Annotated in this window: 19 protein-coding genes; all 19 read left to right on the top strand. The window is 29.7% G+C overall.

Annotated features, from left to right (window positions below):
- The first annotated feature begins 111 nt into the window (after nt 1–111).
- The 19 genes from JJC02_10020 (at nt 112) to hydA (ending at nt 23,954) form a co-directional block, all read left to right on the top strand.
- On the top strand, nt 112–900 hold the full coding sequence (locus tag JJC02_10020) for an FAD binding domain-containing protein (protein UDN53249.1): 789 nt from the start codon (nt 112–114) through the stop codon (nt 898–900).
- Nucleotides 900–1,349 carry a 2Fe-2S iron-sulfur cluster binding domain-containing protein gene (locus tag JJC02_10015; protein ID UDN53248.1) on the top strand — a complete coding sequence of 150 codons (450 nt, stop codon included), beginning with the start codon at nt 900–902 and terminating at the stop codon, nt 1,347–1,349. Before JJC02_10020 ends, JJC02_10015 begins: the two co-directional genes overlap by 1 nt.
- A 3-nt stretch (nt 1,350–1,352) precedes the next feature.
- Nucleotides 1,353–3,617, top strand: a complete 2,265-nt coding sequence (locus tag JJC02_10010) for a molybdopterin-dependent oxidoreductase (protein UDN53247.1) — start codon at nt 1,353–1,355, stop codon at nt 3,615–3,617.
- 139 nt (nt 3,618–3,756) lie between these two features.
- Nucleotides 3,757–4,065, top strand: coding sequence for a hypothetical protein (locus tag JJC02_10005; protein ID UDN53246.1), 309 nt, complete (start codon nt 3,757–3,759; stop codon nt 4,063–4,065).
- 284 nt (nt 4,066–4,349) lie between these two features.
- A complete protein-coding gene (locus tag JJC02_10000; protein UDN53245.1) occupies nt 4,350–4,850 on the top strand; it encodes a QueT transporter family protein in 501 nt (166 codons plus the stop codon).
- Between the two features lie 38 nt (nt 4,851–4,888).
- Complete coding sequence (locus JJC02_09995) at nt 4,889–5,884, top strand: WYL domain-containing protein (GenBank protein ID UDN53244.1); 996 nt, start codon at nt 4,889–4,891, stop codon at nt 5,882–5,884.
- Between the two features lie 49 nt (nt 5,885–5,933).
- Nucleotides 5,934–6,656 carry a cell division protein gene (locus JJC02_09990; protein ID UDN53243.1) on the top strand — a complete coding sequence of 241 codons (723 nt, stop codon included), beginning with the start codon at nt 5,934–5,936 and terminating at the stop codon, nt 6,654–6,656.
- A gap of 28 nt (nt 6,657–6,684) precedes the next feature.
- The gene (locus JJC02_09985; protein UDN53242.1) at nt 6,685–8,622 is read left to right on the top strand and encodes an AAA family ATPase; all 1,938 of its coding nucleotides are present in this window, start codon (nt 6,685–6,687) and stop codon (nt 8,620–8,622) included.
- Complete coding sequence (locus JJC02_09980; protein ID UDN53241.1) at nt 8,615–9,883, top strand: McrC family protein; 1,269 nt, start codon at nt 8,615–8,617, stop codon at nt 9,881–9,883. Before JJC02_09985 ends, JJC02_09980 begins: the two co-directional genes overlap by 8 nt.
- Before the next feature lie 325 nt (nt 9,884–10,208).
- Nucleotides 10,209–11,249 carry a sigma 54-interacting transcriptional regulator gene (locus tag JJC02_09975; protein UDN53240.1) on the top strand — a complete coding sequence of 347 codons (1,041 nt, stop codon included), beginning with the start codon at nt 10,209–10,211 and terminating at the stop codon, nt 11,247–11,249.
- A gap of 355 nt (nt 11,250–11,604) precedes the next feature.
- Nucleotides 11,605–12,927, top strand: a complete 1,323-nt coding sequence (locus JJC02_09970; GenBank protein ID UDN56413.1) for a purine permease — start codon at nt 11,605–11,607, stop codon at nt 12,925–12,927.
- Between the two features lie 296 nt (nt 12,928–13,223).
- The gene (locus tag JJC02_09965; GenBank protein UDN53239.1) at nt 13,224–14,585 is read left to right on the top strand and encodes a purine/pyrimidine permease; all 1,362 of its coding nucleotides are present in this window, start codon (nt 13,224–13,226) and stop codon (nt 14,583–14,585) included.
- Between the two features lie 72 nt (nt 14,586–14,657).
- On the top strand, nt 14,658–16,052 hold the full coding sequence (locus tag JJC02_09960) for an amidohydrolase (protein UDN53238.1): 1,395 nt from the start codon (nt 14,658–14,660) through the stop codon (nt 16,050–16,052).
- A gap of 61 nt (nt 16,053–16,113) precedes the next feature.
- Nucleotides 16,114–16,584, top strand: a complete 471-nt coding sequence (locus tag JJC02_09955; protein ID UDN53237.1) for a (2Fe-2S)-binding protein — start codon at nt 16,114–16,116, stop codon at nt 16,582–16,584.
- Nucleotides 16,585–16,586: 2 nt separating this feature from the next.
- Nucleotides 16,587–18,803, top strand: coding sequence for a molybdopterin-dependent oxidoreductase (locus JJC02_09950; GenBank protein UDN53236.1), 2,217 nt, complete (start codon nt 16,587–16,589; stop codon nt 18,801–18,803).
- 81 nt (nt 18,804–18,884) lie between these two features.
- On the top strand, nt 18,885–19,556 hold the full coding sequence (locus JJC02_09945) for a flavodoxin family protein (protein UDN53235.1): 672 nt from the start codon (nt 18,885–18,887) through the stop codon (nt 19,554–19,556).
- Between the two features lie 369 nt (nt 19,557–19,925).
- The gene (gene dpaL, locus JJC02_09940) at nt 19,926–21,140 is read left to right on the top strand and encodes a diaminopropionate ammonia-lyase (protein ID UDN53234.1); all 1,215 of its coding nucleotides are present in this window, start codon (nt 19,926–19,928) and stop codon (nt 21,138–21,140) included.
- A 125-nt stretch (nt 21,141–21,265) separates the two neighbouring features.
- Entirely contained in the window at nt 21,266–22,453 is a 1,188-nt protein-coding gene (locus tag JJC02_09935; protein UDN53233.1) for a YgeY family selenium metabolism-linked hydrolase, read from the top strand.
- A 130-nt stretch (nt 22,454–22,583) separates the two neighbouring features.
- The gene (gene hydA / locus JJC02_09930) at nt 22,584–23,954 is read left to right on the top strand and encodes a dihydropyrimidinase (GenBank protein UDN53232.1); all 1,371 of its coding nucleotides are present in this window, start codon (nt 22,584–22,586) and stop codon (nt 23,952–23,954) included.
- Nucleotides 23,955–24,689 lie beyond the last annotated feature (735 nt).

The following is a 24,689-nucleotide window of genomic DNA, read 5'->3' as shown; positions in this document are numbered from 1 at the left end:
TAAGTAATTTACAGAATTTACATATTAAACATATTTATTATCAAAATTTGTTGAAGCTATGATATAATTAGTTGTATTTAAAATAAGAATAGCAAATAAGGGAGGAAATTTATGTTTACGGTTATGGATATTGTACAACCAGATACAGTAGAAGAAGCGTACTCAATTTTAAATAAAAGAAAAACTAATCAGGTGATTGGTGGAAGTGCTTTTTTAAGAATGGGGAAAAAAAGAATAGGAACAGGAATAGAATTATCTAACTTAAACTTAGATTATATAAAAGAAGATGAAGATTATGTTGAGATTGGCTCTATGACTACTTTTAGAGCATTAGAAACAAGTTTGGTAATAAAAAATAATTTTGGAAGAATAATAGAAGATTCAGTTAAAGATATAATAGGTATTCAGTTTAGAAATGTAGTAACAGTTGGTGCAACAGTATTTTCTAAATATGGTTTTTCTGACTTGATAGTAGCATTGCTTTCATTGGATACGGAAGTAGAATTATATAAGACTGGAAGAATTAGTCTTGAAGAGTTTCTAAATAGAGATTATGAGAAAGATTTACTTATTAAGATATACATAAAGAAGACAAATAAGAGTGCTTCTTATAAATCACTTAGAAATGCAAAGAGTGATTATCCAATCTTAAATGTATCTGTATCAAAAAACATGAAACAATTTAAGTTATGTGTAGGAGCAAGACCTCAGAAAGCTACGATTGCAAAACAAGCTAGTGAATTTCTATCTAATAATGAAATCAACGAAATTAATATAGATAAAGCAGTAGAAATAGCATCAGAAGAATTAACTTTTGGTTCTAATATGAGAGCATCTAGGGATTATAGAAAAGCTATGAGTAAAGTACTTTTAAAAAGAGCTATAATGGAGGTTATTTAATGTTAGTGAAGATTAATATAAATGGGAAGAAAAAAAGTGTCGATATAGAACCAGAAGAATATTTGGTTGATACTTTGAGAAAAGTTGGTAATTTAAGTGTGAAAAGAGGTTGTGACACAGGATGTTGTGGTCTCTGTACAGTTTTAATTGACAAGAAACCTACATTATCTTGTGCAACATTGACATTGAGAGCTTTAAATAAAGAAATAACTACAATTGAAGGTTTAGAAAATGAAGTTAAAGAATTTAGTGAAGTTTTGGTAAAAGAGGGAGCTGAGCAATGTGGTTTCTGTTCTCCTGGTTTTATACTTACTGTACTTGCAATGAAGGATGAACTTGAAAATCCTACAGATGAAGAAATAAAGCATTATCTTACAGGAAATCTATGTAGATGTACAGGGTATATGGGACAGTTAAGAGCTATCAAAACTTATCTGGAGGTAAAATAGAATATGAATATAGTTGGAAAAGGAATCAAAAAAATAGACGGAATGAGTATCACAACAGGAAAACCTGTATATACAGATGATTTATCGGCAAAAGATGCTTTGATAGTAAAGATACTTAGAAGTCCTCACGCTTATGCAAAGATAAAAGATATAGATACATCAAGGGCAGAAATGGTTGATGGTGTTGAATGTATTTTAACATATAAAGATGTACCAAAATCTAGATTCACACTTGCTGGTCAGACGTATCCAGAGCCATCTCCATATGATAGATTAATTCTTGAAGATGTTGTAAGATATGTAGGTGATGAAGTAGCCATAGTAGCAGCTGTAGATGAAAAGACTGCAATTAAAGCCATGAATCTTATCAAAGTAAAATATGAAGTACTTACACCTGTTTTGGATTTTGAAGAGGCAATAGGAAATAAAGTTGTGGTACATGATGAAGATAGACATTGTAACTTTGATATAGGTATGCAAAGAGAAAAGAATATAGTATCACATCATGATTATACAAAAGGAGATGTGGAAAAAGTATTAAGTAATTGTGATATAGTGATTGAAGAAACTTATTATACTCAAGCTCAAGCACATGCAATGATGGAAACGTATAGAGCGTACAATTATTTAGACCATACTGGAAGATTGGTTGTAGTAAGTTCAACTCAAATACCATTTCATGTGAAAAGACATTTATCTCGTGCTTTAGAGCTACCAGCTAGTAAAATTAGGGTTATAAAACCTAGAATTGGTGGCGGGTTTGGTGGTAAACAAACGGCATGTGTTGAGATTTTTTCGGCAATTGTAACTTTAAAAACAGGTAAACCAGCTAAAATAATTTATGATAGAAAAGAAACTTTTAATTGTTCAACAAGTAGACATGCAATGAGATTAAAGGTTAGGTTAGGTGCTACTAATGATGGAATAATAAAAGCTATAGATATAAATGCACTTTCTGATACAGGAGCATATGGAGAGCATGCATCTACAACTATTGGTTTGGTTGGAGAAAAAACTTTACCAATGTACAATAAAGTTGAAGCAACAAGATTTATTGCAGATGTAGTGTATACTAATAAGATGCCAGCGGGAGCACTTAGAGGGTATGGAGCATCTCAAGGATGTTTTGCTGTTGAATCAACTATAAATATGCTTGCTGATAAATTAAAAATGGACCCAACTGATTTAAGGTTAAAAAATGTGGTAACACAAGGTGAAACTACATTTGCATATGGGAAAACTTTAAATAGTGTAGATTTAGTAAAATGTATAAATAAAGGCAAAGAGCTTATTGGATGGAATGAAAAATATCCTTGTAAACATCTTGAGAATGGAAAAGTTAGAAGTGTAGGTATGGCAATTACTATGCAAGGTTCTGGTATAGAAGGACTTGATAAGTCTTCAGCTGAAATAAAATTGAATGACTGTGGAGATTATACACTTATGATAGGTTCTACCGATATGGGTACAGGAAGTGATACAATTTTAGCTCAAATGGCTGCTGAAGTTCTTGAGACAAGTATTGAAAATATAACAGTTATATCAGCTGATACTGACTTAGTTCCATATGACCCAGGTTCATATGCTTCAAGCACTACTTATGTAACAGGTATGGCAGTAGTTAAGGCAGCTCAAGATTTAAGAGAAAAAATAATTTCTGCTGGAGCAACTAAACTAGGTGTTGATAAGGATGAAGTAGAATTTGATGGTGCAAAGTTAACTAGTAAAAAAGGTAGTACGTTACTATTTGATATAGCAGTAGATTCTACAATCGGACCAGATACTAATCAATTGATAGGTATTGCTTCTCATGGTAGCCCTGTATCGCCACCACCTTTTATAGCCGGTTTTGCAGAAACTGAAATTGACAAAGAAACTGGGAAAGTTGATTTAGTAAATTATGTGGCTGTAGTAGATTGTGGAACAGTTATAAATAAAAATCTAGCTAAGATACAAGTTGAAGGTGGAATTGTTCAAGGGATTGGAATGGCATTATTTGAAGAAGTTAGATATACAGAAAAAGGAAGCATGGATACAAATACATTTATGCAATATAAGATTCCAGCTAGATGTGATATTGGAAATGTTAAAGTAGATTTTGTTGAAACTTATGAGCCAACAGGGCCATTTGGTGCTAAATCTGTTGGAGAAGTTGTTATAAATACACCTTTACCAGCGATACAAGAAGCTGTGTTTAATGGAAGTGGTGTGAGAATAAATACACTTCCTATTACACCTGAAAAAGTTTTTATGGCAATGAATAAATAATTACTTATAAAATTTTAGGCTAGTTTTACATGTTAAACAACCAGTTATGTCATACCTGTTGAAAGATATTTAATAAGTAGTTATTATAATATTATGAAATTTACTTATAAAGTACAAAATTAACTAAGGGGATGATGTTTTGGCTGGAAATCTAAATAATATGAGAGCAGTAAATAATTTTAGAGGAGATAAGAACATTTTAGAATGTTTAGTCAGCTTTGAGGGTCGTTCAATAAGTCAGAGAAAAGTGAAGGTATTTTTTAAAGAAAAACAAAATCAAATAGAAATTGATTTTGCAGAAGAAGAAATTTCTAAAATAGTTGAAAATGTTGTTCTAAATACATCATATCAGGAAATGTTATACGATGAAATAGAGAAACAACTAGAGATTGATTGTATAGGTACTTGGATGATATTATCTAAATTAAAAGACGGTAGAGTTCACTGATTTTAAAATAAATTATTAGAGCCTAATTTTAAGGCTCTTTTTTACTGTTTTTTATCAACAATAGAAAATTTATTTTTAGTTTGTATATAATTGTAATATCATATATTTCATATATAGAAAATTGAGCTTATATGTATTATATTGTATAATGTAAATTGAATTAGTAAAATAGTTCGTTAAAATAAATTGTTTGTATAAAATAACTGTTTAAGTTTATAGATTTTGTATAAAATAAAGTTATGTTATTAATTTTTTAGAAATAAAACTTTTACTAGGAGACAGATATGAGAAAAAACAGTATTAATATAGCACTAACTGCAGCTGTTACAGCAATCTATGCAGTTTTGACATTATCATTGGGATTCATAAGTTATGGTCCAATACAATTTAGGGTGGCAGAGATTATGATGCTTTTGGCATTTTTAGATAAAGGATATATAGTAGGTCTTACATTAGGTTGTTTTTTAGCAAATGTAATAGGACCATATGGTGTACCTGATATAATCTTTGGAACATTAGCCACATTTATAAGTGCAGGTCTGATTTATATTACTAGAAAGTTAGGTAGGCAAAATAAAATCACTTTAATTATAGCTTCTATATGGCCTACTATTATAAATTCGATTGTGGTTGGGCTAATGTTAAATATATTCTTTGGGCTTCCATTAATTTTATCTATGATACAGGTAGGTTTTGGAGAATTTGTAGTAGTAACAATTATAGGAGTACCATTTTTTTGTTTTTTAATGAAAAAATATAAAAATATTATTAATATTAAATTTTAAATAATATATAGTTACTTAATTGATTGAGAGTATTATTAATGAAAAGAGGTGTTTATTTGTCAAAAGAAAAAAGATTGACTGATGTTTGGACGTATATTAATGATAGACAAAAGTTTACAATAAAAGAGCTGTCAGAGGAATTTAATCTTTCAACTAAAACTATCCAGCGATATTTAATAGAACTAAATAAAATGGGACTTCCAATTCAGACAGAGAAAGGTAGAAATGGAGGGTATAGAGTACTAAATAATAGCTATATACCTCCTGTTGTATTTACAGAAAAAGAGGTTATGACTATACTATTTGCACTTAAGTCACTTCAGATTTATAATTATAAATTAATGGAAATAGAAATTAATTCTATAATGAGAAAAGTCAGTTATGAGCGTAAGAGCAATATAAGAATAGGCATAGAAAATATGAAAAGGTACATTGGATTTGTAGCTAATGATGAAGCTGTTAAAAGTAGTGATGTGGCTGAGTTTTTTAGAGCTTCCTCAGAGTCTCTAATTTTAAATATTAAGTATAAGTTTGGCAATCAAGTTTTGGAAAAAAATATATGTCCTATAGGTATATATTTAAATAAAGGAACATGGTTTTCACCAGTATATGATTATAAAAGTGATAAAATTATCTTAATTCGTATAGATAAGATAATTGAGATTAAAAAAGTAGGTGAAAGCAAAGAAGTACATATAAGTTTGAACGAGTGGTTAGAAACAGCATATAGTAATTTATATGAAAGTATATTAAGTATTAAAAAAATTGGTGAAACTATTTGCCTAAATGTATTATTAACTAAAGAAGGTGTTTCTAAAATAAAGAGTAGTTCTTATGATTTAGATATAAAGCTGAATGAAGATGGCAGTGGAGTAATTAACACATTCATAAAACATGAAGAAATAGATTGGTATGTTTCTATTTTATTTTCACTTGGAAGTGATGCTAAAGTTATGGAGCCAAAGTTTATTAATAAGTTGCTTTATGATAAGGCAGATGAGTTAAGATATTTTTATGAAGAAAATATGGTATAATATTTAGAAATGTTGAAATTAAATAATTATTAAGGAGATATATATTATAATGGAAAATTTTAATAAGAATGCTAAGATAATTGGTATTGGAGTTGAGGGTATTAATATAATAAATGAAATAGAAGAAAAAATAAAAGCAAATATGGATATAGAAAAAATAAATATAAGTCAAGATATAGAAAAAGAATATGTTAGAAGTCTTTTAGATGGAGTGGATATATTATTTTTAGTATATTCATCCGAAGATAAACAGATTAGAGAGATTATAAAAGCTGTTTCATATATGTCGAATGAAAGAAGAATCTTATCTATAGGAATGGATTGTTCAGAAAAAGAAAATAAAGAAGATTTAGAGCTTGGAAGAGAATTTAAAATCAATAGTGACAGTGTATTTAAATTTGTTGATTTAATGAATATCATGATAGAGTCTATTTCGGATTCCTGTATGATAAATATAGATATAACTGATTTAAAAGAAGCTATTTTAGGAGATAAAGGAATTAAGTATTCTTTTGAAGAATTTGAAGATACAAGGGGATATAGTGAAATGGCTGATATTTTATTTGACAGAATGGAATATATCGGTGAAGAATTTATAAGTAAAAAAGGAATTATATTTGTTGAAGGAAATCCAAAATTTTCTATAATGGAATTGAATGATTTAATAAATAATATTCAGAGCAAGATAGAAGAGAGTTATGAAGTAATATTTTCTTTATATCTAAATGAAAATTTAGATGGAAACATTAAAGTAGGTTTATTGTATAATTAGTATATTTTAGATATTAAGGAGAGCATACATGTCTGAAAATATAGGAGTTAAAGAGTATTGGTTAATGGAAGAATTTTTTTATCAGGAAACAGACACGCCACAGATTTTTAGAGAAGAAAGTATAATTGCACTTGGATTTGATATAAAAATAAATTTAAAAAAAGTATTCAGTATGGGAAAAAAATCAGAAAAGTATATTAATGAGAATTGTAATGACAAAGATTTTATAAAAAAGTTTATGTCGATTAAAAAAGGAGATTATTTTTTATATAAAGCATATCAAAATATAGAAGAAAAAGTTAAATGTAATGTGTCTATTGGTATGGTTGAAGAAAATTTTGAGAATGGATATGAATTAAGTCATATTTTAGGACATACACTACCAGTAAAATGGATGCATAATTTTGATATAGTTTCAAGTTGTAAAGTATATACAAGTGAATTTTATAAATTAAATAATAGTGAGATTAGCTCGTACTTAGAAATTATTAAGTTACAAGATAAGAAATCACTGAGAAAAAGAATAGTAGAAGAAAGTGACAATAATAAATGGTATTTAAAAAACTATTATTATAAAAATGTAGATAAATGTGTAGATGATGAAGAATTATTTATTCAACCTACTAATCTAGAGCAGTTGGAATACTTAAAAAATATAAATGCAGATGATTATATCTTATTATATAATAGTGAGAAAGTAATATGTGAAAATGACCATACAATGAAGAGTCTATTTGGTGTATGTCAAGTTATGGAAGGATTCGATAAGGAGAAAATAAGTACTTTGGAGGGAGGATACTTTTTTCCTGTTAAGTGGATAGAGTATGAAAAGGAGAATATAGATGGAAATGCGTGGGTTGTATTTGAAAACAATAGTTTAGTTGAAAAGTATGTAAAAAGATTTACCAATAAAATGCCCTTAAATACTATACTTTATGGTCCACCAGGGACTGGTAAAACATACAATACAAAGCAAATGGTTTATAATCTAGTAAATGAAACTAGCTTAAAAAACAGGGATTATACAGGTTATTCAGATTATAAAAACAATGTAGAATTTTGTACATTTCATCAATCATATGGATATGAGGAATTTATAGAGGGCCTTAAGTCTGATGGTGAAGGAAATTTTAAACCAGAAGATGGAATATTAAAGGATATATCCATAGAAGCATGTTATGATGCATTGAAATTTGAAAAAAAATTGAAGCTTGAGTTAGAAAAAGATAGCTTGACTTTAGAAGCTATAAAAACGAGAAAAAAGAAACTAGTATTAGAAAATATAGAATCTAGTGATAGTTTTAATTTTGAAGAATCAGAAAACTATGTTTTAATAATAGATGAAATTAATAGAGGTAATATATCTAAAATATTTGGTGAGTTAATAACATTATTGGAAGATGATAAAAGGCTCACTAAATCAAATCAGACCATTGTCAAATTACCATATTCAAAAGAAAAATTTTCTTTACCTCCAAATTTGTATATAGTTGGAACTATGAACACATCAGATAAATCAATAGCACTCTTAGATATAGCTTTAAGAAGAAGGTTTAATTTCGAAGAAATTATGCCAGATTATGATTTATTGCCTGTTATAGGTGATATAGATATTAGAAAAATGCTATCTACAATTAACAAAAGAATAGAGTTTTTATATGATAGAGACCATGTCATTGGACAAGCTTATTTACTTAGTGTAGAAAATATTAATGATATAGTAGTAGTATTTAGAAGTAAAATAATACCACTTCTTCAAGAGTATTTTTATTATGATTCAGAGAAAGTGGGTATGGTTTTGGGGGGAATTGGAAGAAATGAAAAAGATAAATACATTGTTTACAAAGAAGAACTTATAGCTTCTGAATTATTTAAAAATAATAATACATCAATAATGGAGAGTAAAGTTAACTATTGTATAAAACAAAACATATCTAGTGAGGAGTTAAAAAATATATATGAGTAAAAATATATATGTTAAAGAAACTTACGAATGGATAAGAGTAGGTAATGGTGCAAATGAGCTTACAGAAATTGAATATGAAAAATTGCTTAAATATCTAGAGAACAATAATAATGTATTAAAGAGTAATATAATAGATATTAAATACAAAAAACTTAGATTCATAAACTATGTAGGTATTATATGTTTTGAAAATGTAATACTTGAAATACTTCCTAAATTGTCATTAAGTGATAATCTTGTAAAAGACAGAGAAATGTTACTACAGATGCTTTCTACATGCAATAAAATTCCAATTATAATGAACGAAAAAATAAGATTGAGTTTGAAAAATTATAATCTCCTAAATTTTTTTGTTATGTATTTTATTGAGAGCATGCAAACACAGATGAAGAGAGGAATTCATTTTGAATATATAAATAAAATAGAGAACTTGAATGTTATAAGGGGCAAAATATTATTAAGTACATATGCAAGAGAAAAACAAATTTCTCCAATGAAAATAAAATGTGAGTATGATGAATATAGTGAAAATAATTTCTTAAATCAAGTTCTTAAAAAAGCATGTGTATCTATTTTATGTAGAATAAATGATAATTTAATTCAAGGGAAAATTAAAAAAATTTTAAGTTATTTTCAAAATGTAGATTTAATTTATGTAGATAGAGAAAAATTATTAGATTATAAATTTTATAAAAATAATGATAGATTTAAAGATTGTTATTTACTAGCTAGACTTATACTTTTAAATTTATCTATGGATAACAGTCAAAACAATCAAGATGCATTTTCTATATTATTTGAAATAAATACTTTGTATGAAGAATATATAGGAGTTTTAATAAAAAGTATATGGGATAATTCATTTAGAGAGACGTACATACAAGATAAGAGTAAATTTCTCTTAAAAAATGAACAAACAGGGAAGAAAAATTTTAATTTAAGACCAGATATAGTTTTATATGACTTAAAAAATGAATATGAAATTATAATTGACACTAAATGGAAAGCTATTGAAGTAGATTCAAATGTTTTTTACAGGTCAAGTGATATATATCAGATGTATGCATATATAACAACATATGAAAATGCAAAAAGATGTATATTATTATATCCCTGTATTCAAAAAGATAAAAATTATAGTTCTTGGAAATTATCAGAATCATTTAAGGGTAAGTTTATAGAAGCAAAAACTGTGAGATTAGATGATATAAAAAACACAAAAAATGATTTGAAAAAGATAATTTTTAATTATAAATTTTAAAAATAAGAATTTTAAAATTTATAAAAGTAATTTTATACAGATATAAAAATTTTTAATAGTAAAAAAATTTTAAAGAATTTAAATTAAAATTTTTGAAAATTATTTCTATATAAAATATGGCATTGTAATTGCTTATTTAATAGAGGATTCTTGTAAAATGAAAGAAGTATATCTACTAAATTGAAACTAAGTAGATATACTTTTTATTAAGTATTGTTTTAAAAATAATATTATTAAATTATAACTAAGCTTTTCTATTATGATATAATGAAATAGATAATGTGAATGATTATTATATAGAATACTTATTTGGAGTTGATATTTTATGGACAAACACAGTGATTCAGTAATGTATGGTGGAATGGAAGTATACAATATTTGGGGAACAACAACAGTAGACTCTATAATTGGAGAGTCTGATGTAATGCTTGCTCTTAAAGATAGAATTTGCAAAATTGGAAATAGCGATTCTACTGTAGCTATAACTGGAGAAAGTGGCACTGGAAAAGAGTTAATAGCAAGAGCCATTCATCTCGCAGGAAACAGAGGGAATAAAACATTCGTTGCTATAAACTGTGCTGCTATACCAGAGCCTTTACTAGAAAGTGAACTTTTTGGGTATACAAAAGGAGCTTTTAGTGGAGCAGATTCAAAAGGTAAAATTGGTAAATTTGAATTGGCCAATGGAGGGGTAGTATTTTTAGATGAGATAGGAGATATGCCAATTCAACTGCAATCAAAGCTATTGAGAGTACTACAGGAAAAGAAGTTTACGAGAATAGGTTCAAATGAACTAATTGATATAGATGTTAGAATCATATCAGCTACTAATAGAGATTTATTTGAGTTGGTTAAGGAAAATAAATTTAGAGAAGACTTATACTATAGATTAAATGTAATACCTTTAGAGGTACCTCCACTTAGAGAAAGAGGAGACGATATACAAATATTAATAAACAATTTTATAGACAAATATTCTAGAAAGATGAAGAAAAACGTGTACCATATAGAACCAGATGTAGAACAAATGTTACTTAAATATCCTTGGCCAGGGAATATTAGAGAGTTGGAAAATACTATAGAACTTGCCTTAAATCTTCTTGAAGAAGATGGGATAATACATAAAGGTATAATAAACAGAAAGATAATTGAATATTTTAAGTTAAATAATATAAATATAAAACTGCTTGAGGAAAATGATTATGAGATAAGTATGGAACAAGACATACTTACGCTTGAAGAATTTGAAAGAGCGTATATAAAGAAAGTATTAAAATTTTATGGAAATGATACTAAATCTAAAAAACTAGCTGCTAAAAAACTTGGAATATCGCTAGCTACATTGTATAGAAAAATAGATGTATAATAATTAGACTTTTTATTCTCAATTCTAAAATTTGAAATTATAAAATTGATAAAAAACACTTAGAAAACTATTATCTAAGTGTTTTTTTGTGTAATAGTATTTTATTATCCAAAAATAAAAAAAATTTAAAAGAATTTAAAAAAATAAATGTTTTAACAAATTATCAAATACTAACAAATATAATAAAAATTATATATGTAAAAGAATTTTGTTAAAAATTTGGCATTATAATTGCTTCATATTGAATTAAGATGACAAAATAAAAAAAGAAAGGATGTTGTGTGAGATAATAATAACTGTCATTAAAAAATAGTTGGGAGTGATAACCTTGAGTAAATATCAAAAGAATATTTCTATGTTTGATATTGATGGAAGGCCACCAATTTTAAAGTGTTTACCACTATCAATGCAACATATATTGGCAATGATAGTTGGGACTGTTACAGTACCTATAGTAGTAGGAGGAGCTGTGGGTGTTAGCCCTACACAAATAACACTTTTGGTGCAATATGCATTAATAATAGCTGGCATATCGACACTTATACAACTATATCCAATAGGAAATATTGGTTCAAGATTGCCTATAATTTTTGGAGTTGGTTTTACTTATGTACCAACACTTGTAGCAGTCGGAGGAAATTATGGATTAGCAAGCATTTTGGGTGCACAATTAATAGGGGGAGTGGCTATAGTATTAATAGGGGTATTCATAAAAAAGATAAGAAAATTTTTTCCGAATATAGTTGCAGGAACCGTAGTTTTTACAATTGGATTATCTTTGTATCCTATAGCAATAAATTATATGGCAGGTGGTGTAAATAGCCCTACTTATGGCTCCATGCAAAATTGGGCAGTAGCAGCTATAACACTAGTGGTAGTTATAGGTCTTAGTCAATTTGCAAAAGGATATGCAAAATTGGCAGCAATATTTTTGGGAATTATAGTTGGATATTGTGTATCTTTAGCTTTGGGTATAATAAATTTTGACCCTATTAGAGAGGCAGCTTGGTTTGCAGTACCTAAACCACTTGAATTTGGAATGGAATTTGATATGCCTGTAATAATATCGGTAGTAATTGTAAGTATAATCAATGCTGTTCAAGCAATTGGTGATTTATCAGCTACTACAATGGGAGGTATGGATAGGAATATCACGGACAAGGAATTATCAAGTGGAGTAATAGGAAGTGGAATTTGTACTATGATAGGAGCTTTGTTTGGAGGTTTGCCACCATCATCATATAGCCAAAACGTGGGAATGGTAGCTATGAACAAAGTAATAAGTAGATTTGTGCTCGGAATGGCTGGTATATTTATGTTATTGTCGGGGTTTGTACCTAAATTTGGTGCATTAATGACTACTATACCATATTCTGTTTTAGGAGGAGCTACAATATCTATATTTAGTATGATAACAATGACAGGGATAAAGTTAATTATTACAGAAGAGTTGTCATCAAGAAATATTACTATTGTTGGTTTGGCAATTGCTTTAGGAATGGGAATAACATCAGTCCCAGCAGCCCAAGAGGCATTTCCTTCATTTGTAAAATTGGTATTTGGAGAATCTCCAATAGTAATTGCTACACTAGTTGCATTCGTTTTAAATCTAATAATACCAAATAAAAGTCTAGAGGATGAAGCTAAAGAAAGAGCTGTTATGGAAGAGACTAATTAAGACATAATAATTTGAAAGGGTTGTTTAAATCATTTATTATGAGATTGTTAGATTGTTTTTGATAGCTATTCATTTTAATAAAAAATTTAGCAAATAAATATATACCAGGCAATTAATGTTTATTCAAATAGGAAATCGGGGAGGGAATATTTGCAAGTTTGTTAATTTTTTATAAAAATAGCTCAGTTTAGCTGTGTTTATCGGTTGAGCAATAAATTCATGGTCATAAAAATATTTATAGAAAATAATTATAAAAATATTTAGTCAAGATATTTATGTATGGGAGGATTTATTTTATGAAAACACGTAATACTTCAAAATATGATGTCGATGGGATACCACCACTAAAGGAATCAATACCTTTAGCTTTGCAACATCTATTGGCAATGATAGTAGGAAATATGGTACCTGCGATATTAATAGCAAACGTGGTAGGACTTAACCAGGGGCAAGCAACAATGTTGATTCAGGGCTCTATGTTAGCAGCAGGTTTGGCAACATTTTTACAATTATATCCAATACCTTTATTTAAAGGATTTAAGTTAGGCTCAAGATTACCTGTAATGATGGGAATGAGTTATGTATTTTTAGGAGCATGTCTTTCAGTAGCAGCTAAAGATGGTTTAGCCGCTCTATTCGGGGCACAGATTGCTGCTGGGGTAATCGTATTCTTTGTAGGATTTGGAGTTAAGAAAATTAGACATATATTCACTTCAATAGTTTCTGGAACTATAATAGCATGTATGGGACTTGGATTATTTGCAACAGCTATAAAGAATTTAGCTGGCGGAGAAGGTGCACAAACGTTTGGAAATCCAATAAACTTTGCAGTGGGAATTATAGTTGCTTTTGTAATAATAATGATAAACAAATACGGTAAAGGTCTAGTAAAAAATTCTTCAATATTAATAGGAATATTAGTAGGTTATGCTATATCTTTAGTTTTAGGATTAGTTGATTTCTCAGCAGTTCAAGGAGCATCTATAGTATCTTTACCAACACCAGCAGCTTTTGGATTGGAGTTTAGACCAGAGTTAATAGTAATGTTTACTATTATTTACATAATAGGTATAGCTGATATGATGGGTGCATGTACAATAGCTACAATAGGAGCAATGGATAGAGAGGTAACTGATGAAGAGTTATCATCAGTTGTTTTAGGAAATTCTGTAACTTCTATAATTTCGTCATTATTTGCAGCTCTTCCAACTGGAGTATTTAGCCAAAATACAGTAATTGTATCTATGAATAAAGTTACAAGTAGATTTGTAATAGCACTAGGTGCACTTGTATTATTACTAGCAGGAATATCTCCAGCACTAGGAGCAATAATGACAACTATACCATCTTGTGTTGTTGGAGGAGCAACTTTAGTAGTGTTCTCGTCAATAGCAATGTCTGGTTTTTCTATTATGAGTATGGATGGATTTACTGAAGAAAACAATCTTATAGCAGGTGTATCTATAGCAACAAGTATAGGTCTTACAACTGCTCCACAAGTTTTAGACCAATTTCCAGCAACAGTTGGAACTGTCCTTGGAGGTTCAAGTATAGTTTCTGGAGCAATAATAGCTATATTACTTCAAACATTATTTAAATTAAAGTCAAGTAAAAATGCTGAAAACGTTACTTCAAACTTTGAGGAAAATATTGGATAAATGTATTAGATATAATATGAGAAAGCTATATGATAAAATGTTGTAATGAAAGTATTCGAAGGGGGATTTAAGATGATTGATATACTAATAAAAAATGCAATAATTGTTACAGTTAATAAAGATAGAGAAGTCATATTCGATGGAGCAATAGCTATTCAAGGTGATAGAATAGTGGATATAGGAAATACCGCTGATATTGAACCTAAGTATCTCAATGCTAAAAAGATTATAGATGCTAATGGAAAAGTGATATTCCCTGGTTTTATAAATACTCATAATCACCTATTCCAAGTATTATTAAAAGGTTTAGGCGATGATATGGCACTGCACGAGTGGTTAAATACAATGATGTTTCCATCAGCAAAATTCTTAACAGAACAAGATACTTATGATGCTGCAATGCTTGGATGTATGGAAGGTTTAAAAAGTGGTATAACTACAATGGTTGATTATATGCATACACATAATAGACCAGGGCTTACAGATGGAATAGTAAAAGCATATAAAGATTTAGGTATAAGAGGAGTTGTAGGTAGAGGCTGTATAGATTTAGGTATTCATAAAGAACTTATAGAAGATGTGGAAACGGTTGAAAAAGATTTGAGAAGAGTATTTGAAAAATATCATAATTCAGAAAACGGAAGAATAAAAATCTGTGTAGCACCTTCTTCAATGTGGGCTATATCTGAAGAAATGGGTAAAATGCTTTGGAATATAGTTAAAGAATATGATTCGTATTTTACAGTTCATATATCTGAAACAGAATTTGCAAGAACAGCAACAAAGGATATACATGGAGAAATCGATATAAAATTGCTTGAAAAATGGGGTATAGTAGGTCCAGAAGTTGTAGCAGTACATTGTGTATGTATAACTGATGAGGACATGGAAATGCTTAAAAAGTATGATATAAAAGTTTCTCATAATGTAGCAAGCAATATGTATCTTGCCTCTGGTGTTGCACCTGTTCCAGAAATGTTAAAAAAAGGCATAAATGTAAGTTTAGGTCTTGATGGTGCAGCAAGTAATAATGCACAAGATATGGTAGAGCTTATGAAACTAACAGCTTTACAACATAAAGTAAATAATTGTGACCCTCTTGCAATTTCTGCAGAGAAAGTTCTTGAAATGGCGACAATAGAGGGAGCAAGAACTCTTAGAATGGAAGACGAAATAGGTTCTTTGGAGATTGGAAAAAAAGCTGACTTAGTAATATTTAATTCAATGCTTTCTCCAAAATCAATACCTCTTCACAATCCTGTATCAACTTTGGTATACTCAGCTAGTATGCATAATGTAGAAAGTGTTTTAGTTGATGGAAATATAGTGCTTGAAGATGGAAAAGTAACTACAATCGAAAGTGAAGAACAAGTATTATTGAATGCACAACATGCAGCAGAAGAATTATGTAAGAGAGCTAATGTAACTAATAGAATGGAAGGACATAAGTGGAATAGCTTATACTAATATTAAAATGAGATTGTAATAATATTCTATTACAACATTAGTTTATCTGTAGGAGGAGAAAATGGAAAAAATAAAATTAAATATTAATGATTACATGTATGAAGTAGAAGTTGAAAAGAATGAAACTCTTTTACATGTACTTCGTGAAAAATTAAATCTAACTGGAGCGAAACAAGGTTGTAATAGTGGCAGTTGCGGAGCATGTAAAGTTTTGGTAGATGGTGTTGACATAAAATCTTGTAAACTTCTTGCAATAAACTGTGAAGGTAAAGTTATATACACTATAGAAAGTTTTGCTAATGGGGAAAATCTTCATCCAATACAAGAAGCTTTTATAGAGGTTGGAGCTGTACAATGTGGATATTGTACTCCTGGTATGATTATAACAACACAAGCTCTTTTAAATAGAAATGCATCTCCTAATGAGGATGAAATTAGAGAGGCTTTTAAGGAAAATCTCTGTAGATGCACAGGATATGTAAAAATTATAGAAGCTGTAAAATTATCTGCAGCTAGATTAGGGGGTAGATAATTATGGAAAAGGTAATAGGAAAATCATACCCTCTAAAAGATGCAGCTTTAAAAGTTACTGGTCAAATGAAATATGTGGCTGATATGAAACCACAAAATGTACTTCATGCTAAAATGCTTTTAAGCCCTGTAGCACATGCAAAGATAAAAAGTATAGATACAAGTGAAGCTGAGAAAGTAGTGGGTGTTAGAGCTATAGCCACTCATCTTAATACATCACAAAGAAAATACAATGGTTCTTTAAGATTTTATGAGCATAATATACCTGAAAATGAAGTTGTTTTTTCAGATACAGTTAGATTTGTTGGTGACCGTGTTGCAGCAGTTGCAGCGGAAACACTAGAAATAGCAGAAAAAGCTGTAAAACTTATAAAGGTTGAATATGAAGAGTTACCAGCTGTATTTACTATACAAGATGCAATAAAAGAAGATGCCATATGTATACATGGAGATTCAAACATAGTTTCACAAAATAATATAAATGGAGGAGATGTAGAAAAAGGCTTCAAAGAATGTGACTATATATTTGAAGATGAATACTCTACTCCAGCGATACATCATAGTGCAATAGAGACTCATAGTGTAATTGCACACTATGATTATAATGATAAATTAACTGTACATACACCTTGCCAAAATACATTTGGATTTAGAATAATATTGTCTCAAATTTTTGGGATGTCGTTAAATAAAGTAAGAGTTATAAGACCTGCTATTGGAGGTTCATTTGGTGGAAAATTAGAACTTACAATTGAACCAGTAGCAGCTGCACTGTCAAAAATGACGAGAAGACCAGTTAAAATGGTTCTCACAAGAAAAGAATCTATGATATCAACAAGAACTCGTCATGGGTCTTTTGTAAAATTAAAAACTGGTGTAAATAAAGATGGAGAAGTAATAGCACAAGATATAAAAATATACACAAATACAGGAGCATATGCATCAAGTGCTTTAAATGTTATAGGAGCACTTAGTCATAAAGTGTTTAAAGTTTATAAAATACCAAATATAAAGTTTACTGGAATGCCTGTATATACAAATACACCAATTGCAGGAGCTATGAGAGGCTATGGTTCACCTCAAATATTTATGGCTCAACAAGCTCAATTTGCAAAGATAGCTAAGGAAATAGGGATGGATTTGGTTGACTTCCAAAATAAAAATGCTGTAGAACCAGATGATGTTGATATAATTTTCCATGGTTCTCTTGGAAATCCTAGAGTATTGGATTGTATAGAGCAAGGCAAGAAGATGTTTAAGTGGGATGAGAAGAAAAAACTTCCAAAAGAAGAAGGAAAGTATTTAAGAGGTATAGGTATGGCAATAGGTGCACATGGTAATGGAGTTTTTGGTGCACATAGAGATGTTGTCACATTGACTCTTAAATTAAATGAAGATGGTACATTGACACTACTTACAGGAGCACATGATATGGGTAATGGTGTTGTAACTATGCAAACAATGATGGTAGCTGAAGTTTTAGGAATAACACCTGATAAAGTTGATACATTTGAAACTGATACTGATGCATGTACATTCAACCTTGGTGACTATGCAAGTAGAGGGGTATTTGTAGAAGGTGGAGGAGCTAAAAAGACAGCAGAAAAATTAAAGACACTTATATTAGAAGAAGCAGAAAAATTACTTGAAACATCAAAAGAAGAGTTATATCTAGATGGTGGATATGTAATTAGTAAACTTAATGAAAATATAAAAGCATCGCTTTCTGATGTTGCAGTATATAGTCAAAGTAAATCATTAAGAGAGTTAACTGTTGTTGAAGACTATTCTTCACCAGCTGGACGTACTTCTTATGGTGTACATTTTGCTGAAGTCTTAGTAGATAAAGAAACTAAGGATATAAAAGTAGTTGATTTTGTAGCTGTACATGATGTTGGTAGAGTTATAAATCCTCTAAATTTAGAAGGTCAATTAGAAGGTGGAATTCATATGGGTCTAGGATATGCACTTAGTGAAGAGTTGGCATTTGATGAGCAAGGTAGACCTAAGGCTACTGATTTTAAAACGTATAAATTATTTAGAACTGTAGATATGCCAAAGTGTCAAATTGCATTTGTAAATGGTTATGAAAAAGCTGGACCTTTTGGTGGTAAAAGTATTGGAGAATGTGCTGTTGTGCCAGTTGCACCAGCTGTCGCAAATGCAGTATATAATGCAACTGATGTAGAAATACATTCATTACCAATAAAATTAAAATAATAGAAGTTAAAGTAGAAATAACAATTTATTGTATTTGTAAATGATAATAAAAATAGATTTATTTGATGAGGAGATATTGCTATGGCAAAGATATTAGGTATTTGTGGAAGTCCACGTAAAGGAGCAACAGAATATGCAGTATTAGAAGCTTTGAAAGAAGCAGAAACTATACCTGGTATAGAAACAGAGTATTGGTCAGTTAGAGGGAAAAAAATAAGCCCTTGTGTACATTGTGATGCATGTATAAGAAAAGAAACTATGTGTATCATAAAAGATGATATACAAGAATTAGAGCAAAAAATATTGGAGGCAGATGGAATTATAGTAGGTTCTCCGGTTTATGATATGAATATAACTGCTCAACTTACAGCAGTATTTAATAGACTTCGTCCAATGTATTTAGTTCATCCAGGAAAACTTCAAAATAAGATTGGGGCAGCTATAACTACTGGTGGAACTAGATATGGTGGTCAAGAACTTACAAAACTTCCTATAATAAATTTCTTCCTAATGCATGAAATGTTAGTATCTGGAGGTTTAGGTGGATGCTATATAGGTGGTACAATATGGAGTAAAGATGGAAAAGCAAAAGGTGCCCAAGAGGACGAGACAGGTATGGATACTGTAAGAAGACTTGGAAAAGGTGCTGCAGAAGCTGTTATGGTTTCTAAGTTTGGTCTTGAAAAATGGAATGTTGTAAAAGAAGAGTTAAATGTTAAAAAGGATGAGAAATCTCCTCTTAGAGACCACTAGAAACTTATTTTATTATTGATTATTAGATGTATAAAAATAGTGATGTAATCTGTTATTGCATCACTATTTTATGTTTTAGTTTAGATTTTGTAAGTTTTATATTAAAAAATATACAGACAAAGTGTTTTAAGATTTATTTTTAAATTTTAAAAATGAGAATTAAAAAGTGAGAAGATAAAAAAGGTTTTTCAATTATTAAATTCTGTAGACATTGTATCAGTCAAAGACAGAAGAGCAAAAACAATAAAAGCATTGCAATTTCTATATTAAACAACCATAGAAAAATATCCAATATATATTTAGTGTTGGCATGTTAATTGCTAACATATTAAAGTATAAAAATTTAACAATAATTTGGAGGTATTTTAGATGTTAAAAGAGATTAAATGGAAAGTAAATAATTTGCCAAAGGGCGATAAGGAAAATTGTATCAAATTTTTAAATGAAGAAGAAATAACGAAGGTTAGAAACTTTCATAAAAGCTTTCCTCAATATAAAGAAACTCCACTAGTAAATCTAGAAGGTTTAGCAAAAAAATTAGGTGTTGCAGGAGTATATGTAAAAGATGAATCTTATAGATTTGGATTAAATGCATTTAAAGTTTTAGGCGGTTCTTATTCTATGGGTAAATATTTAGCTCAAAGATTAGATACAGATATATCTGAATTAGGATATGATAAATTGACTTCAGATGAAATAAAAGAGAAATTAGGAGAAATAACTTTCTTTACAGCTACAGATGGAAATCATGGTAGAGGAGTTGCTTGGACAGCTAATAAATTAGGTCAAAAATCTGTTGTATTAATGCCAAAAGGTTCTTCTGAATTTAGATTAAATAAAATTAAAGGAGAAGGAGCAGATGCTAGTATAACAGACTTAAACTATGATGATGCAGTAAGATTAGCTAATGATTATGCAGAAGCTGATGACCATGGAGTAATGGTTCAAGATACAGCATGGGACGGATATGAAGAAATACCAGCATGGATAATGCAAGGATATGGAACTATGGCTCAAGAAGCTATAGAGCAATTAAAAGAGTATGGAGTAGATAGACCAACACACGTGTTTGTGCAAGCAGGAGTTGGTTCACTTGCTGGTGCAGTACAAGGATATATTGCTTCAATATATGATGAATGCCCAATAACAGTAGTAGTAGAGGCTGATGAAGCTGACTGTTACTATAAATCAGCAGAAGCAGGAGATGGAAAGCCAAGATTTGTTGGAGGAGATATGCCAACTATAATGGCAGGGCTTGCTTGTGGAGAACCAAATACTATAGGGTTTGAAGTATTAAAAAATCATGCAGCAGCATTTGTTTCAGCACCAGACTGGGTTTCTGCTAAAGGTATGAGAACATTAGGTAATCCTTTAAATGGTGATGAGAAGGTAATCTCTGGAGAGTCAGGAGCAGTTACAACTGGTCTTTTAATAGCAGCTATGGAAAGAGACGATTTAAAAGAGTTAAGAAAAGATTTAAAATTAGATGAAAATTCAAGAATACTTTTAATAAGTACAGAAGGAGATACTGACCCTGATAAATACAGAAGTATAGTTTGGGATGGAGAGTATCCAAGTATATAAGTAATTACTAAAATGTAATTATTAAATATTGGTTTACATATTTAGAAGATATATAAATTCTAAAATTTAGAAAATATATAACATATAAAATACATACATTGTAAAAAATCTAGGGGGATAATGAAATGTTAAACGAACAAAGAAAGCAAGAAGTAACTGAAATATGTCAAAAATTAATTCAAAATCCTAGTTCTTCTGGAAACGAAGAAGGAGTTGTAAAAGCAATAGAAGAGTCTTTTGAAAGGTTAGGTTTTGATAGCTGGTCAAGAGATAAATATGGAAATATAGTAGGATGTATAAAAGGAAACAAACCAGGTAAAAAAATATTATTTGATGGACATATAGACACAGTTCCAGTTCCAGATGAAAGTAAATGGAGCGTTCCTCCTTTTGAAGGAAGAATAGTAGATGGAAAGATATATGGTAGAGGAACTTCTGACATGAAAGGTCAATATACAGCAATGATGTCAGCAGTTGCATACTTTGCAAAAGATACTAACAAAGATTTTGAAGGTGAATTATACGTAGCAGGAGTTGTTCACGAAGAAATATTCGAAGGAGTTTCAGCTAGAGAAATAAGTAAGGCTGTTCAACCTGATTATGTTGTAATAGGTGAATCTTCAGAATTAAATTTAAAGATTGGTCAAAGAGGTAGAGGAGAAATAGTAGTAGAGACTTTTGGTAAACCAGCTCACTCTGCTAATCCAGAAAAAGGTGTAAATGCAGTTTACAAAATGGCTAATGTAATCCAAAAGATACAACAATTAGTACCTCCAACTCATCCAGTTTTAGGTGATGGAATACTAGTTTTAACAGATATAAAGTCTTCTCCATATCCAGGAGCTTCAGTAGTGCCAGATTACTGTAAAGCAACTTTTGACAGAAGATTATTAGTTGGAGAAACAAGAGAAGGAGTATTAGCTCCAATACAAGCATTACTAGATGAAATGATGAAAGAAGATAAAGAATTAAATGCAAAAGTTTCTTATGCAGTTGAAAAAGCTGATTGTTACACAGGAAATACTATAGAGAGTGAAAGATTTTTCCCAGGTTGGTTATATGATGAAGAAGATGAATTTGTTCAAGCAGCATATAAAGGATTAAAAGAAGCTGGAATAGATTCAGAAATAACTCAATACTCATTCTGTACAAATGGAAGCCACTATGCAGGTGAGGCTGGAATAAAAACTATAGGATTTGGTCCTTCTAAAGAAAATCTTGCTCATACAATAGATGAGTATATAGAACAAGAACAATTATTTATAGGAACAGAAGGTTACTATGGAATATTAAAATCTGTATATGGAAAATAATAGTTAGTTCACAATAAATTATTTAAATATATTCTAGAGGTGCTGGATATAGCACCTTTAGAAAATACAATTTTAAATAAGATTATGATATTTAGAAAATACTTTAAATCTTAAAAGTTAGGAGGTATATATGGGAACAATACTAAGAGGTGGAACTATAATTACCTCTGATAAGACTTATATAAGTGATTTAAGGATAGAAGATGAAAAGATAGTTGAAATAGGAAATGATTTAAAAATAAATGATGATAAGGTCATTGATGCTACAGGTAGAATTGTAATTCCTGGTGGAATAGATACACATACTCATTTTGATATGAATGCAGGCTCTATCACAACTGCTGATAATTTTGAAACAGGAACAAGAGCAGCTATAGCTGGAGGAACTACTACAATATTAGATTTTGCAGAAGCTAGTGAAGGTGAAAATCTACTACAAGGTGTAGAAACATATCATAAAAAAGCAAGCGGAAATTGCTATTGTGATTATGGATTTCATATGACAATTACATGTTTAGATAAAGATACATTTAATCATATGGAAAAGCTTATTTCAGATGGCATAGTATCTTTCAAGATGTATATGGCATATGATGGCATGAAAGTAGATGATGGAACAATATACAAGGTTTTAAAGAAAGCTAAAGACTTAGGTTGTATAGTTGAATTTCATTGTGAAAATGGCGATTTACTAGATGTATTGATAGAAGAAAATGTACAAAATGGTAATTTAGGAGCAAAATATCATCCACTTACAAGACCTAATATAGTTGAAAAAGAATCTGTTTCTAGACTTGCTGACATAACTCAATTATCTAATTCAAAATCTTATGTAGTACATCTAAGTTGTAAAGAGTCACTTGAAACTGTGAAAATTGCTAGAGAAAAAAATATAGATGTGATAGTAGAAACATGTCCACAGTATCTATTATTGGAAGATAATTTATATGATAAGGATGGATTTGAAGGTGCTAAATATGTAATGTCTCCTCCTTTAAGAAAAAAAGAAGATATAAGTTATCTTTGGGAAGGATTAGCTAATGGGGATATTCAAACAGTTGGCACAGACCATTGTTCATTTAATTTTAAGGGGCAAAAAGATTTGGGAATTGATGATTTTAGTAAGATACCAAATGGAGCACCTGGTGTTGAACACAGATTAGCCCTTTTATATACATATGGAGTCTTAGAAAATAGAATAAGTGCAAATAAGTTTGTGGAAGTTACCTCTACAAATGCTGCAAAAATATTTGGAATGTATCCTAAAAAAGGTGAGATAGCTGTAGGAAGTGATGCAGATATAGTCATTTTAAATACTAATAAAGAAGAAACAATTAGTTATAAAACTCAAAAACAAAATGTAGATTATACTCCATATGAGGGTTTTAAGATTAAATGTAAAGTTGAAGATGTATTTTTGAGAGGAAACCATGTAGTACAAAGTTGTAATATTAAAGAACAGCCAACAGGACAATATATTAAAAGAAAAATTATTAAATAATGCGGGGGGAAATAAGAATGATGGATATACTTATTAAGAATGCCATAATAGTAACTGTGAATAAAGAGAGAGAAGTTATTTTTGATTAAAAAATAGTTACGCACACTTGTGACTTTAGTCATGAGTTAGTAGCTAAAATAGTCAGCATATAGGGAAACTTATATGTAGAGATAGGATAGAACCTATCCAATACTACTTGAATTGCTAAAAACCCCTAAAGCTAACCAAACTAAAACATAAGGATGAAATAAACCTAAGTGTGAAAGTTACGAAAGTAGAAAAAATTGGTTAGATGGTATAAGGTTAAATCCTAAGTACTTTAAAATGGGCAATCAGCAGGTAAGCTCTGAATAGGAGAAACTTCAACGACTATTCCTCTTGAGGGAAGTACACTACAAGCTATCGGTAGTGGAAGTGGGTAGACCTTAACGGATAATGCCGAAGGATAAGATATAGTCTGTGCTTGCATGAAAGTGTAAGAAGTTCATAAGAGAACTGCATAGGTAGTAGCGAACTTATGTGAACGACAACCTCAAAAATGATAAAAGTTAAGACTTACGGTTCTTACATATGTTATTTAAAAATAAATATAAAAACCTTCGAAATAATTGTTTTAAATAATTACGTTTGTTAATATTAGTATGGGTGATGAAAATGGAAGTGAATCAGATATGTATATTTAGTACAATACTATATAGTATAGTATGTAAAATATAGACATTCAGTATTAACATA

The sequence above is a fragment of the Clostridioides sp. ES-S-0054-01 genome (assembly GCA_021561035.1).
In the GTDB taxonomy this organism is placed as follows: Bacteria; Bacillota; Clostridia; order Peptostreptococcales; family Peptostreptococcaceae; genus Clostridioides.
This window is presented reverse-complemented; position numbering and strand designations above follow the sequence as displayed.

Bases quoted from the DNA above. Each gene is read 5' to 3' on its own strand.
- JJC02_10020 (UDN53249.1), top strand. From the start codon at position 112: ATGTTTACGGTTATGGATATTGTACAACCAGATACAGTAGAAGAAGCG.
- JJC02_10015 (UDN53248.1), top strand. From the start codon at position 900: ATGTTAGTGAAGATTAATATAAATGGGAAGAAAAAAAGTGTCGATATA.
- JJC02_10010 (UDN53247.1), top strand. From the start codon at position 1,353: ATGAATATAGTTGGAAAAGGAATCAAAAAAATAGACGGAATGAGTATC.
- JJC02_10000 (UDN53245.1), top strand. From the start codon at position 4,350: ATGAGAAAAAACAGTATTAATATAGCACTAACTGCAGCTGTTACAGCA.
- JJC02_09995 (UDN53244.1), top strand. From the start codon at position 4,889: ATGAAAAGAGGTGTTTATTTGTCAAAAGAAAAAAGATTGACTGATGTT.
- JJC02_09990 (UDN53243.1), top strand. From the start codon at position 5,934: ATGGAAAATTTTAATAAGAATGCTAAGATAATTGGTATTGGAGTTGAG.
- JJC02_09985 (UDN53242.1), top strand. From the start codon at position 6,685: ATGTCTGAAAATATAGGAGTTAAAGAGTATTGGTTAATGGAAGAATTT.
- JJC02_09980 (UDN53241.1), top strand. From the start codon at position 8,615: ATGAGTAAAAATATATATGTTAAAGAAACTTACGAATGGATAAGAGTA.
- JJC02_09975 (UDN53240.1), top strand. From the start codon at position 10,209: ATGGACAAACACAGTGATTCAGTAATGTATGGTGGAATGGAAGTATAC.
- JJC02_09970 (UDN56413.1), top strand. From the start codon at position 11,605: ATGTTTGATATTGATGGAAGGCCACCAATTTTAAAGTGTTTACCACTA.
- JJC02_09965 (UDN53239.1), top strand. From the start codon at position 13,224: ATGAAAACACGTAATACTTCAAAATATGATGTCGATGGGATACCACCA.
- JJC02_09960 (UDN53238.1), top strand. From the start codon at position 14,658: ATGATTGATATACTAATAAAAAATGCAATAATTGTTACAGTTAATAAA.
- JJC02_09955 (UDN53237.1), top strand. From the start codon at position 16,114: ATGGAAAAAATAAAATTAAATATTAATGATTACATGTATGAAGTAGAA.
- JJC02_09950 (UDN53236.1), top strand. From the start codon at position 16,587: ATGGAAAAGGTAATAGGAAAATCATACCCTCTAAAAGATGCAGCTTTA.
- JJC02_09945 (UDN53235.1), top strand. From the start codon at position 18,885: ATGGCAAAGATATTAGGTATTTGTGGAAGTCCACGTAAAGGAGCAACA.
- dpaL (UDN53234.1), top strand. From the start codon at position 19,926: ATGTTAAAAGAGATTAAATGGAAAGTAAATAATTTGCCAAAGGGCGAT.
- JJC02_09935 (UDN53233.1), top strand. From the start codon at position 21,266: ATGTTAAACGAACAAAGAAAGCAAGAAGTAACTGAAATATGTCAAAAA.
- hydA (UDN53232.1), top strand. From the start codon at position 22,584: ATGGGAACAATACTAAGAGGTGGAACTATAATTACCTCTGATAAGACT.